Raw genomic sequence first — 13,035 nt, forward strand, 5'->3', positions numbered from 1 at the left:
ACCGATTTACCTTACTGTCAGCCGCGCCATATTCTCTTCATCGACAGTCAGTTTCAAATCTTCATCCTTCATATTTTCAGGATTTCTCGCTTTCGTTAGAGCGCATGAAGAAGTTCTAATATCACTGCTCAATGTTCTAATATATTAAAATTTGTTCTAATAAAAGTATGATTTTCTAATATATATGTACGATCTTCTAATAAGTCTGTCCGATGTTCAAATATGTGTAGTGGAAGTTCTAATAAAGCACACGGATGTTCTAAAATAACGAAAAATCTTCTAATATTTTATAAATCCCTCGTAAATCGACACTTCGGAAAGCCCTGACAGCCATAAAATGCTCCGCGCTTACCATTGCGCATTACCAAGTTACTGCCGCATTTCGGGCAAGTATGATCTGAAGCAATACTAATAGGCTCAACAATAACCATCCCTGCAGTAACGGGCTCGACTTTCACTTTACTTACTCTTTTCTTTGCTGGTTTGGCCATCTCTTTCACATGTTCCAGATGCTGCTTTTTAACCTCCTTCTTTTGCTGTTTAGTTTTAGGAATAAGTGCATGCAGCATCTGCGAAATTCTGCTAAGTTGTTCGCTTGAGATTTCCTGCGAGGTAAATTGGTTAATTGTTCTTTTTAAATGTTTTGTTTGAATAACATGCGCTTGTTGAAAAGGTTCTTTAAATTTAAATGTTGCCGCGTTCGAAAAAACGATAATTGAATGCAACGGAACGTCCATATTTAAATAGTGCTGCAATGCTTTAACATGTGTGTTATTTTGCATGATTGGATTATAGAAACGCGATTTGTTCTTATAAATTGTTTGCGTCCAATTTTTTTGACTTTCACTACCAAAAATCCAGCCCGTATAATTTTTCGTTTCGATTACAAAAATACCTTTCGGCGAAAGTAAAACATGATCGACCTGCGTCATTTCCCCATTCTTTTTCGGGACATACAGATCATTGTAAATCTTCACTTCCTCCCCTAGACTTTCCAGCAATTTACGGATACGCTGCTCACCTACATATCCTTTCAGCTGTGGTAAATAGGCTTTAGCAACAACGGATGTTACAAAGATAAAGCCAAGTGCTACGTACAAATTCACATTTACTAAAATTACTAAAATCATTATGTATGTCAATAAACCGAGAACTAACATATTCTTCCCCCTTAAAAAGTCCTATTCTATGTAATTAGCCATATATGCTGTTCTCTCCTTTTTTTATAACCAATAAAAAAATGAAGCTCCTAATAAAAGAAGCTTCATTAAATCTATCAATCTATACTTGTACCACACCAATTAAAACCGCAATGATCAGTAGGGTAATACTCAATCCCCACATCCAGAAGAATGAGAACTTTAAGTGTTTGCCCATCTCCAGGCCTGATAGACCTAGTGCCAACCATACTGCTGGTGCAAGTGGTGAAACGAATGTGCCGACGATGTTACCGATGATCATCGCATATGCTGTCGATAATGAATCGATGCCATATGTTAAACCGATCTGATCAACTACCGGGAACAACGCGAAGTAGTAGGCGTCCGTACTTAACAGCAAGTCAAACGGTACACCAAGCACCCCGATAATAATATGTAAATACTGAGCTAAAAAGCTTGGCAAAATATTTACGGCATTATTTGCAATGGCTGTCAACATGCCTGTCCCGTTTAAAATTCCTAAAAACAGTCCGGCTGCAATGATGATCGAAGCCATCGTCAGTGCGTTTGATGCATGTGCCTGAATTCGTCCCATCTGTTCTTTCGGTGTACGGTAGTTTAATGGTAAAGCGATTGCGACACCGATCAGGAACGCTAAGCCCGCTGGTAAAAGGCCTGACATTAACACAGCAAGAACAACAATTGCTAAAATTGCGTTTGCCCAAATGAGCTTTGGACGTTTCAATGTTTCATCCGTTTCAGCATTTAAAATACTGTTGCTCAAATCAAACTTTAATGTTTGTCCTGTTTGCGCTCGTTTCGCAATCAGACGTTTTTCACGGAAGCCCATAAAGACAGCTAGTAGCAGCATGAGCACAACGCCGATGACCTGAATTTTAATTAACGGATGCCATAGCTCTGTTACATCTGTTTCAAGAACGGAAGCAACACGCCCTAATGGACCACCCCATGGAATCATATTGATAATCGCCGCAGAACCGCCGACTAATAGTAAAAGTAAGTACGGGTTCATGCCAAGTCGAACATAAAGCGGCAATAATGCCGTGATTGAAATTAAGAACGTGGAAGCACCGGAACCGTCCAGCTGCGCGATAACTGCAATAACTACCGTTACGATCGCAACAAGCACGACATTCCCTTTTGACAGCGCTACCATTTTATTGATAATGGGTTCGAATAACCCGACATCCTGCATAATCCCGAAGAAAATAATCGCGAAAATAAACATGATGGCAACACTGATTACAGAACTAATTCCTTCATCGAAAAATACCCCTAAATCATCAAACGAATAGCCCGCAACAAACATCGCCACTATAGGCGGAATAACCATCGCGACAATTGGTGATACACGTCCGCTAATTAACAGCGCGACGATAACTAAAATTGTAATAATACCAATGATACTTAACATTCAACAACCCCCATTGCTTAGAATTCTTATAATTTTATGACAATTCTATGTTAGGAGGAAGAATGTGCTCATTTATTTAATAAAAACAATAAAGCTAATTTTGTTCATAAGTTTCACGGAGGACATAATTACGTTCCGGACGCCCGACTGTTCCGTAAAGCAGCTTCGTCTCCAGAATATTCATTTCCACTAAGTACTCCAAATAGCGGCGTGCTGTAGAGCGACTCGTGCCGATTACTTCACTCAACTGTGTCGCCGTTAATGTTGTGTACTTTTGCTCCTTAAATAAGTGAATGACCTGTTCGAGTGTAAAGGTATCGATTCCTTTCGGCAGTGCCTTTTCAGTCGTCGTCGAATGATTTTTCCGGTAAAACAGCGTATCCAGGTCTTGCTGTGTAAAATGTGTTTTCTTTTGTAATGCCGACTGTGTCAGATGAAGCTGCTGAAATGCTTTTTGCAATCGCTCTTCATCAAACGGCTTCACAATATAATCGAATACTCCGTATGCATATAAAGCTTCCACATGCGCACGCTCGGTTGCAGCCGTTACCATGATGATGCGGATTTCCGGAAAATGCATGCGTACATACGCAACAAGTTCATAGCCTGTGACATCCGGAATATATAAATCCATCAACAGAACAGCTGGCGGTGTTTTATGTAAGAGTGCTTCTTTTAATGAGGCCCCCGTTAAAAATTGCTGTACTTGTGCATCCCGCTGAATTGTTTTTATATAATCGGCATGAATCGCCGCAATCCGAAAATCGTCTTCCAGTAGCCAAATATCCATTGAATCACTTCCTTTGTAAAATGATTAAAAAGCAGGCCCCGCCTAAGTCACTTTCTTCGATCAGCAGTGAGCCGCCCACTTTTTCAAGTGCCTGTTCACTGATTGCCAGTCCATAACCGCGATCATAGCCATCCTTTGTCGTAAATCCGAGAGTGAAAATCTTATTTGCCGTTTCTTCATCGATGCCCGGGCCATTATCATGCACCTCTATTATGAGCTCATGACGATACTGCTGTATAAACAGCTTAATTTGCTTATCCGGTATAGTTGTTTGATCCAATTCATCTATCGCATTTTGAAGGACATTCCCTAGCGATGTTAATAATGCGTCCACTTCTTCATCATTATAATCGATTAATACATCCTCGGTTTCAATCGAAATGGTAATACCGCGCTCTTTCGCTTCTGATATTTTCCCTTCAAGTAATGCCTGCAGCAATATTGAAGGCTGTGTTGCAAGTGCCTGCTGCTGTTTCGTTGTATCCTGCTGTTCCTGCCTGATAAATGCAATCGCTTCTTCAATATGGGATTGCTTCAACAAGCCAAGGATAACGTGCAGCTTATTCGCAAATTCATGTGTTTTTGCCCGCTGCATACGCGCCTGCTGCTTCACCAATGTCAGCTCATTAATCACTGTTTCATACTCAAGCTTGGCACGCAAAATATATAAATAGCCGAGCTGCTTTTCATGTTTCAAAAGCGTTTTCGAAAAAATCATTTCCTGCTGCTGCAACGGAATTTCCAGGGCCTTGATGACCTCTTCTTTAAATAGCCGTTCCGGAAGCAGTGTATGTAATGATATCCCTTCTGTCAGGGATGAGATGAGTTCCTTCGCACGTGAATTGGCAATCACCACTTCATTGTTCAATGTCGTTAAGATCACACCATCCGTTGTTTCCTCTAGTATTGTATGATAGGCCGAATAAAGCTTCGCAATTTGTGCCGGCTGCATACCGAGCAGCTGTTCCTTAACATAAAGCGAGATTAGCACCGCACAGACAATGCCGAAAACCGCCAGAAGGAGCGTGATTTGAAGCCAACCGAAAAATGCAGTATCGATTGTTCCCTGAAGATCTTTTGTCAAAAATCCAACTGAAACAACCCCGACAACATTGCCGTCAACCAGAACCGGTACTTTCCCGCGAACCGATTCCCCCATTGAACCCGTCGTTACGGAAACAATGGACTCTTTGTTAATCAGCGCTGAATCATTATCCCCGCCGACCATCGACTTCCCAATCTTTTCGGTGTTAGGATGCGTATAGCGAATACCCTGCTTATTCCCTATCACGACGAAACTCGCCCCGGTCTGCTTCCGTATATCCTCTGCAATCGGCTGAAGAATGGAAGACGGATCTTCCTTAGAAAATGCGGCGACGACATCCGGCCGATCAGCAATCAAGTACGCACTCGTCAATGCCTTTTCCCCCATCTCATCCAGTATCGATTCATCCAAGTAATGATTGATCAGCAGTAAAAACAGCACACAAATCGTAAAAATGATTCCGCTGATTGTCATGATAAGATGGGCTGTTAGTGATTGTTTTAAGCGATTGATCATGAAAGTCCCCCCTTTCAAGTCATCATTTTTACTAGTTTACCATGTAGAATGATCTTGTTTAACAATTATTAGGATGAGATTACCTCAAAAAAACACGTAAAACCTTTTGTGAGTAAGGTTTTACGTGTTTTTAATACTTATGCTAATTCCCGATACCAGAACCGTTGGGCTGCTACCGCTTCAATGAATTGAGTTACGAAATCTTGCATATCTGTTCCTGTTATTACACCCGGCTGCCCTAAAATCTGATTGACGCGCAGCCATTCAATTCCCGCGCCCGTCGCACCAATTGGCTTGTAATGTGAATAGGCTTCATCTATGAAGTAGGCTGCATCCTTGTTAAACATGACGTTTGTGTTACTTCCTCTAACCATATAAACAGCATCAAACAGCACAGATTTTGCAGTTAGGAAGGTGTGTTCAGCTTTTACGACCACTCCTTCTGTTCCGTGTACCATCCCAATATGTTCGCTAATAATTTCCGGAATAATGCCTTCGTTAATCAATCGGTAGAGCACGTAATTAACTTCCGGACCATTGAATCCCTCTGTCAAAATGATTGCGACTTTTCTTGTTTGTACTGATTTCACTGTATTTTCCTGGCTGAGTGCCGGGGAGGACTTTGTTACAGCTGAACCGCCCCGTGCAGGAGGATGTGCTCCGATATTTATTGCAAAGGCGGTTGCCAATTCCATATCTACATTGGCGAACATATCCACTACCTGTTGTTTCACTGACTCACTTTTCACTTTACTTAGTTCAAAACTGAACGCTTCAATGATATGCATTTTTTCAGGTGGGCTCATACTGTTCCAGAAAAGTGTCGCTTGTGAAAAATGATCGGCAAAACTTTCGCTTCGAGCTCGGATTTTCACACCGTCCACTCTTTCCTGATAAGTGGCATATCCGCCTTTGTCCGGACTTACAGGTGACGGAGTGTTACCGGCCAAGGAGTTTCGGTGATAACTTACTTTCCCTAAATTAATCGTCTGGCGATGGAAGCCTTCCCGCTGATTGTTATGGAAGGGGACAACCGGTCTGTTAATCGGAATCTCATGGAAGTTAGGTCCGCCCAGACGGAGTAATTGTGTATCTAAATATGAAAATAGCCGACCTTGTAATAATGGATCATTTGTAAAATCGATTCCCGGTACGACATTCCCTAAATGGAAAGCAACCTGTTCTGTTTCCGCAAAGAAATTATCTACATTCCGATTTAACGTCATCTTTCCAATAATATTTACTGGAATGTCTTCTTCTGGCCAAATCTTTGTGGCGTCCAGGATGTCGAACCCGAGGCTGAATTCGTCCTCTTCAGCGAGAATCTGAACACCTAGTTCGAATTCAGGGAAAAAGCCGTTTTCAATCGCACCCCATAAGTCATTCCGGTGAAAATCTGGATCGATGCCCGCCAATTTACGGGCTTCATCCCATACTAAAGAATGTGTTCCCAATAAAGGCTTCCAATGGAATTTTACGAAATGTGCTTTTCCTTCCTCATTGACGAGACGAAATGTATGCACACCAAACCCTTCCATCATGCGGAAACTGCGTGGGATGGCGCGGTCTGACATGATCCACATGATCATATGGGCAGATTCCTGGTTATTCGCGACAAAATCCCAAAACGTATCATGTGCAGTAGAAGCTTGCGGTATGTCATTATCAGGCTCCGGCTTAAATGCATGTACAAGATCCGGGAATTTGATGGCATCTTGAATGAAAAATACCGGAATATTGTTGCCAACTAAATCATAATTCCCTTCCTCGGTATAGAATTTGGTTGCAAATCCTCTCGCATCGCGAACGGTATCGGCAGAACCACGGGAACCATTGACAGTAGAAAATCGAACAAATACAGGCGTCTTTCTAGAAGTATCCTGAAGGAATTTCGCCCGCGTATACTTTTCCATGCTTTTGTATAACTGAAATTCACCGTGAACACCGAAACCGCGTGCATGGACAACACGTTCTGGGATTCGCTCATGGTCAAAATGGGTTAATTTTTCACGAAAATGAAAATCCTCGAGTAAAGTTGGCCCTCTCACGCCCGCTTTTAATGAGAATTCATCCTCTGACACTTTTAACCCTTGATTCGTTGTAAGTTCTTTTCCTTTATCATCTGTTCGAAATATGTCTAATTGTTCGTCTTTACTGTTCTTTCGGTCATTATGCTCATCCATTTTAATATCCCTCCTCAACATTAAATGGTATGAGTCCATGGAATAATTTATGTAAAAGTATGCATTTGCAAACAGTATAATAATAAACGTGAGAGAACTTTTAGATTATCCAAATAATTAACTTGTTTATAATAAGTAAAGGAACTAATAAAATTTGTATTTGCCCAACTAAAAGAATAAAATAATACCAACAAGTATTTTAAAGGATGTTTAGATTGCCCTACAATAAAACAAGGAGTTGAAAGTGGTGAAGATTGCTCAAATTTCAAAGTACGGTCTCTTCAGTTTCTTTGGATTAGCAATAATTTTATTCGGTTTTATAACTACGCCACAAGCAAGTTATGAAAAGGAAGACAATGATGTCATTCAATCCATAAATCAATACTTACAAACTAATTATGTATCCATGTATGATAATGACAGTGAATATAATCTTGAAAATGAATTGTTAAAGGTTCAACTGTTACAAAGTGATTTAGCATATGCGGATTTGGATAGCAAACTGCATCAACAAGCTCAAACCATGCTTGTACAATTAAGTAGCGCAATTTATAAAAACGAACTAGAAAATGCCGATTTTTACGTAGATGCTTATTTATCGACACTATATGAAACCGACAATGCGCAAAGCCAATATAGTGACTGGAATCTGTATTCAATGCCCTATAATGACCATCAACAGATGAACACAGAGCTATGGAATCAGCTTACTGAACAAGAGAAAATCAGTTTTATTTTATCCATGAAATCGATCTTACTAAAACAACAAGCCGAACCATACATGCCTTCTACATTTTATGTATTGGAAAAACTAGAACAATCATCTCATAATAACCTTGCTAACTCTGCTGTAAAAACTTTGCTCTACCCATAAACAATATTTTCTAACGAAGCGTCTGTCATGCTCCCACTATTAGAGGTGGGAGCTCTTTTTTATTGAAAAAAAAACACAAGGTAGCGATTACCTTGTGTTAAAAATACGCATATATTTTATTTAACTTTTTGGGCATGGTGTGAAGCTGCTGCACCAGCCAGTTTACCAAATACTGAACCAGACATTAACCCGGATCCACCCGGGTAATTTTCATAGAAAATTCCACCAATCATTTCACCGGCAGCATATAAACCTTCAATTGGTTCATTTTTCGTATTTAATACTTCACCTTCTGGAGTTGTCGCTAATCCCCAGAATGAGAATGTAATACCACAAGTAACCGGATAAGCATAGAAAGGCCCTTCACTTATTGTTTGTGCCCAGTTAGACTTCGGAGGCGTAATCCCTTTTGTACATTTTCCGTCTTTGTCAGAAGGATTAAATTCCCCTTCTTGAACAGCTGCATTAAACTCATTAATTGTTTGTAAGAATTGCTCCTTATTAATATCCAGCTGGTCTGCAAGCGCTTCTAGTGAAGATGCTTCAACGACTGTCGCCTCTTCTAAATTATACTCCGCGCGTAATATTGGACGAACCTTTGCATCATAAATTTGATAAGCAATATTATTTGGTTGCTTCAATATTTCTTTACCGTATTTTGCATATGTGTAGTTACGGAAATCCGCCCCTTCATCTACAAAACGGTTCCCTTCCACGTTCACCATCACACTATACGGATACGAGTGTTTCTTGAAAATATCACCTGGTTTTTGGAAATCTCCAACTCGTGGTGCATTGGCATCTGTCCCAATCGCATGACAGCCATTTACTTGACCGAATGTTTGCGCACCGATTGATACCGCCATATCGATTCCATCGCCAGTGTTAAATTCAGTACCTCGAACTAACGCCTCGTTCCACTCTTCCCCTAATGCTTCCGCACGTTTCTTCTTGTTCGCTTCAATACTGCCACATGCCAGCACAACGCTTTCACATTTAACCGTTTTAAGTCCATCTTTTGTTTGAACTTCGATTCCCGCAACTGTACTGTTCTCCGTTACAATCTTCTTCGCTGCACTTTCATACCATACATCAATCCCTAATTCTTCACAGCGATTGAATAAGCTTCGCATTAAGCCGATCCCTTTTTCCACCGTTTTAACTGGCAGACCGCCCCAGAATTGTATCTTCCCTTCTTTTTCAAAAGACTGATTCGCATAGTTCAATTCAAATTCTACGCCTTGTTTTTTCATCCATTCAATCGTTGGTAATGACTGATCCACTAGCTGACGAATCAGTTCCGGTTTACTTTGATTTTTTGAAACACGCATAATGTCATCATAAAAGTCTTGCGCCGAATAAACGGGCATATCGATTTTATTAATCGTTTCCTGATCTAAATCAACTATTTTTGTAACAGCTTCTAAATTTTGATAGGCTACGCGAATGGCACCGTCTGTAAAGAATGAATTCCCTCCGCGTTTCTCGAACGGTCCTTTTTCCAGTACAAGTACTGAACTTCCTTGTTCTTTTGCAGAAATCGCTGCACATAACGCTGCATTTCCTGCACCTACAATTACTACATCATATTGTGACATCTGACATATCCCCTTTTCTATTTGTTAGCTTTACTATAAAAAATATATTGAAATAAATGAAATATTCATTTTTTAGAAATAACCATAAAATTTTTTTATCCCTTTAGTAATCTCCATTTTAATATCGGTAAAATGATTATATAAATAAACAACATTCGAAATAACTGAAATAGGGTCACCTGGGTTGCATCGGCCTGTAAAGCAGTTGCGATTAGTCCCATTTGATCCATACCGCCCGGAGCAGTACTTAAGTAGCTTGTCGCAAAATCCATTTCAAAAAGCAGCACCATTCCTTCCGCAATAAAAAAAGTAATGATTAATAGTAATACTGCACTGCTGATTCCACCGATTAATACACGTTTTGGTAAACGTAAAGATTTGGGATGTAATAGTAACCCGATATACGCACCGATACAAAGCTGTGCGATATGCAATAAATTACTGTCTATCGGCGCTATTTCTACCTTCAATAGACTTAATAGTAACCCAATAATGACAGGTGTTAAAAAATGCGGTACGGGCAATTTTAATTTCTTCCCAACCGGTAACAATATAAAGCCAAGTAAAATTAAGAGGCCGTTATGCAATAAATTAGTTGAGCCTGTTTCGATTGTCTCCGGAACTTTCCCTGTTAAGGAAACTATAATCGGTATTAACCCGACTACGAAAAGTACCCGAATGACATGAAAGAACGTTACAACTGCGACGTCAATATCTTCCTGCTCTTCTGCAAATACAACTAATTGAGACAAACCACCTGGAATACTAGCTGTTAAAGCTGTTGCAAGTGGTATATGCGCCCACTTTTGCAATGCATATGCTAATGCAAGGCAAAATGCACTTAACACGATGTTAAGGAGCAACATAAAAAGCAGTGTATCTTGCATGGCTACTAAAATATCAAAAGTGAAAAGTTGGCCAATCGCAGTTCCTACTATAAGTAATCCGATATTTCGCATGACGACCGGCCACTTCATCGGAAGTTTCCAAAGCAGTTGTGTGAACAATACACCAAATAAAGAGCCTAACATCCAAGGCATCGGGAAGTTGATTAATTGAAAAATGGTGACACCAACAATTGCGACCATTATTACTGTAACAATAGGGGAAATTGTGCGTATAAAATTCTTTTCCTTCAGTTTAAACACTAATTGCTCCTGTAATGACCGCAGCAATAATAAGGACAATAGATGTTAAAAAGCACCATAGAAACGCATATTTTTGATATTCCCCTAACTCTTTTGAAATCATCCCGACTAACAAAAAGGTCGAAGCCACTAATGGACTTAATAGATGCACTGGTTGACCGAGTACAGAGGCACGTGCTATCTCAATTGGATCAACCCCGAATGATGTAGCTGTTTCTGCTAAGACCGGTAGAACACCAAAATAATAAGCATCATTTGACATGACAAACGTAAAGGCCATGCTCGTAATCCCGACAATCAATGGTAATTGTGAGCCTAAAGAATCCGGAATCAAGGAGATTAGCGCATTGGACATCGCTGTTACCATGCCTGTTCCTGATAAGATACCCGTAAAAATTCCTGCGGCAAATACAAGTGCTGTTACGATCAGTGCATTCCCTGCATGCTTCATAATAATCTCTTTTTGTACGGTATTTTTAGGGAAATTGATCATTAACGCAATGGCAAAGCCAAAGATAAAAATAGCAGATGGCGGCCAAATTCCTTTTACGAGGATGACCATCACAGCAACCGTTAGCAACAGGTTTGTCCACCAGCGAATCGGTGAAGGCTTGCCTGCACTTTCTACACCTGTTTGCATAACATGGTCGATTGAAAGCTCATGAACTCCCACACGCTTGCGTTCCTTTTTCCCTAACAAATAAGCTACGAGCAGTACCCATATCGCCCCTATTACCATTAAAGGAATTAAAGGCACAAAAAATTCAGACGGATCTACACCAGTTGCAACAATTGCTCTAGTTGCCGGTCCTCCCCAAGGCGTCATCCCACTCATCACACTTAAAGAAAGCATTGCGATAGTTGCCAAAATTAAAGGATTCATTCCTATCTTTAAGTAGAGAGACAGTAATGCTGAAACGGTAATCATGTACGTTGTAGTACCATCTCCATCCAATGCAACAGCCAGTGCCAATACAGCCGTTCCCATTGCAATTTTTACCGGATCCCCTTTGACAACCGTTAAAAGACGATGAATAAAAGGATCAAATAATCCAGCATCAATCATTACCCCAAAATACAAAATAGCGAATAATAATAACGCTGCCGTTGACGATACTTGTTTCATCCCATCAAGCATCATGTCGCCAAGAGTTGAAGCAAATCCCGCAAATATGGCAAATAGAATCGGAACTGTTATTAATGCTACGATTGGTGATAAACGATTGCTCATAATGAGATACGTAAATAGGATTATCATTATAAAGCCTAAGCTAGCTATCATATACCTCCCCCGTTCTTATTAGTTTGAAAGCGTTTTACTATCCCCATTTTCAGAATATATGATATATTCAAATAAATAAAATAGAGAGTTTTAAGCGATACCGATAAAATTTTTTTATTTCAACGAAGTAGGAGGATTACCGATGAACATAAACGACGCACAATTATTAATTGATTTATACAAAACTAAAAATATTACCCATACTGCTAGTAACCTTTATACATCTCAACCCGCCCTCACTTACCGTATTAAACAACTCGAAAAGAAATATAAGATTGAATTAATTGTGCGGGGTTCAAAAGGGATCGATTTCACTGAAGAAGGTCAAATTTTATATGAATATGCGAAACAGGTCATATATAATGAAAGATTATTAGTAGATCAGTTAGCCAACCTAACTGTAGATACAAGAGGTACCATTTCTATTGGTGCTTCCGGTTTATTCTCCTTATATCACCTACCCAAAATATTGGATGAATTTAAACAACTTTATCCGAATATTTATATCCAACTAAAAACTGGATGGAGCAGTGAAATCAAAGAGTCACTGAATGCGGAGGAGATACATTTAGCAATTATTCGCGGTGATTATGCATTGAATGCCAAAAAGCATACACTTTTTACAGAAGAATTATTTGTCGTATCGAAAACACCATTTATAAAAGAGGATATTCCAAACTTACCGTTTATCACTTATAAAACGGATATTTCGTTAAGTCTTATGATTGATAAATGGTGGCGTACTTATTTTCAGCAACCTATCCGTCCCAGTATTGAAACCGACCAGGCTGCGACATGTAAAGAGATGGTGAAATATAATCTCGGAATTGCCGTATTGCCCGAAATCAGTATAGAAGGAGAAGAATTCTTTAAAATTTCATTGAACGATTTTGGAGAAGATATTTATTATAGAGAGACGAGTTTATTTTATAACCCGTATGTGGAGAAATTAAGACATGTTAAATTATTTTTGGATTTTTTAAAGGGACATTATAATAAATAGA

General features: G+C 39.6%; 10 protein-coding genes. 2 read left to right on the top strand and 8 right to left on the bottom strand.

Going from position 1 to position 13,035, the window contains the following annotated elements; genetic code table 11:
- Window positions 1-287: 287 nt before the first annotated feature.
- The 5 genes from MHH44_RS16660 to MHH44_RS16680 form a co-directional block, all read right to left on the bottom strand.
- Window positions 288-1,160, bottom strand: coding sequence for a nuclease-related domain-containing protein (locus MHH44_RS16660; RefSeq protein ID WP_340799089.1), 873 nt, complete (start codon window positions 1,158-1,160; stop codon window positions 288-290).
- 121 nt (window positions 1,161-1,281) lie between these two features.
- The gene (locus MHH44_RS16665) at window positions 1,282-2,595 is read right to left on the bottom strand and encodes a CitMHS family transporter (protein WP_087617705.1); all 1,314 of its coding nucleotides are present in this window, start codon (window positions 2,593-2,595) and stop codon (window positions 1,282-1,284) included.
- Window positions 2,596-2,689: 94 nt separating this feature from the next.
- Window positions 2,690-3,385 carry a response regulator gene (locus tag MHH44_RS16670; protein ID WP_340799090.1) on the bottom strand — a complete coding sequence of 232 codons (696 nt, stop codon included), beginning with the start codon at window positions 3,383-3,385 and terminating at the stop codon, window positions 2,690-2,692.
- Window positions 3,386-3,389: 4 nt separating this feature from the next.
- Window positions 3,390-4,946: an ATP-binding protein gene (locus MHH44_RS16675; protein ID WP_340799091.1), complete on the bottom strand. Its 1,557-nt coding sequence runs from the start codon at window positions 4,944-4,946 to the stop codon at window positions 3,390-3,392.
- A 137-nt stretch (window positions 4,947-5,083) separates the two neighbouring features.
- Window positions 5,084-7,129, bottom strand: coding sequence for a catalase (locus MHH44_RS16680; protein ID WP_340799092.1), 2,046 nt, complete (start codon window positions 7,127-7,129; stop codon window positions 5,084-5,086).
- Window positions 7,130-7,376: 247 nt separating this feature from the next.
- Between MHH44_RS16680 and MHH44_RS16685 the strand changes: the two genes are divergently transcribed.
- Entirely contained in the window at window positions 7,377-8,003 is a 627-nt protein-coding gene (locus MHH44_RS16685) for a D-alanine--D-alanine ligase (RefSeq protein ID WP_340799094.1), read from the top strand.
- A gap of 116 nt (window positions 8,004-8,119) precedes the next feature.
- On the opposite strand, the gene tcuA is transcribed toward MHH44_RS16685, so the two are convergent.
- The 3 genes from tcuA to MHH44_RS16700 form a co-directional block, all read right to left on the bottom strand.
- Complete coding sequence (gene tcuA, locus MHH44_RS16690; RefSeq protein WP_340799095.1) at window positions 8,120-9,601, bottom strand: FAD-dependent tricarballylate dehydrogenase TcuA; 1,482 nt, start codon at window positions 9,599-9,601, stop codon at window positions 8,120-8,122.
- A gap of 95 nt (window positions 9,602-9,696) precedes the next feature.
- On the bottom strand, window positions 9,697-10,749 hold the full coding sequence (locus MHH44_RS16695) for an AbrB family transcriptional regulator (protein WP_340799097.1): 1,053 nt from the start codon (window positions 10,747-10,749) through the stop codon (window positions 9,697-9,699).
- Window positions 10,742-12,031 (bottom strand): CitMHS family transporter, encoded by a 1,290-nt coding sequence (locus tag MHH44_RS16700; RefSeq protein WP_340799098.1) that lies wholly within the window; start codon window positions 12,029-12,031, stop codon window positions 10,742-10,744. The genes MHH44_RS16695 and MHH44_RS16700 overlap by 8 nt, the downstream gene beginning before the upstream one ends.
- A gap of 142 nt (window positions 12,032-12,173) precedes the next feature.
- Between MHH44_RS16700 and MHH44_RS16705 the strand changes: the two genes are divergently transcribed.
- Entirely contained in the window at window positions 12,174-13,034 is an 861-nt protein-coding gene (locus MHH44_RS16705) for a LysR family transcriptional regulator (RefSeq protein ID WP_008405293.1), read from the top strand.
- Window position 13,035 lies beyond the last annotated feature (1 nt).

It is taken from the genome of Solibacillus sp. FSL K6-1126, from assembly GCF_038003445.1.
GTDB lineage: Bacteria > Bacillota > Bacilli > Bacillales_A > Planococcaceae > Solibacillus > Solibacillus silvestris.

Excerpts from the sequence above, each read along its gene's own strand:
- MHH44_RS16665 (WP_087617705.1), bottom strand. The coding sequence starts at position 2,595 with ATGTTAAGTATCATTGGTATTATTACAATTTTAGTTATCGTCGCGCTG.
- MHH44_RS16670 (WP_340799090.1), bottom strand. The coding sequence starts at position 3,385 with ATGGATATTTGGCTACTGGAAGACGATTTTCGGATTGCGGCGATTCAT.
- MHH44_RS16700 (WP_340799098.1), bottom strand. The coding sequence starts at position 12,031 with ATGATAGCTAGCTTAGGCTTTATAATGATAATCCTATTTACGTATCTC.
- MHH44_RS16680 (WP_340799092.1), bottom strand. The coding sequence starts at position 7,129 with ATGGATGAGCATAATGACCGAAAGAACAGTAAAGACGAACAATTAGAC.
- tcuA (WP_340799095.1), bottom strand. The coding sequence starts at position 9,601 with ATGTCACAATATGATGTAGTAATTGTAGGTGCAGGAAATGCAGCGTTA.
- MHH44_RS16660 (WP_340799089.1), bottom strand. The coding sequence starts at position 1,160 with ATGTTAGTTCTCGGTTTATTGACATACATAATGATTTTAGTAATTTTA.
- MHH44_RS16705 (WP_008405293.1), top strand. The coding sequence starts at position 12,174 with ATGAACATAAACGACGCACAATTATTAATTGATTTATACAAAACTAAA.
- MHH44_RS16675 (WP_340799091.1), bottom strand. The coding sequence starts at position 4,946 with ATGATCAATCGCTTAAAACAATCACTAACAGCCCATCTTATCATGACA.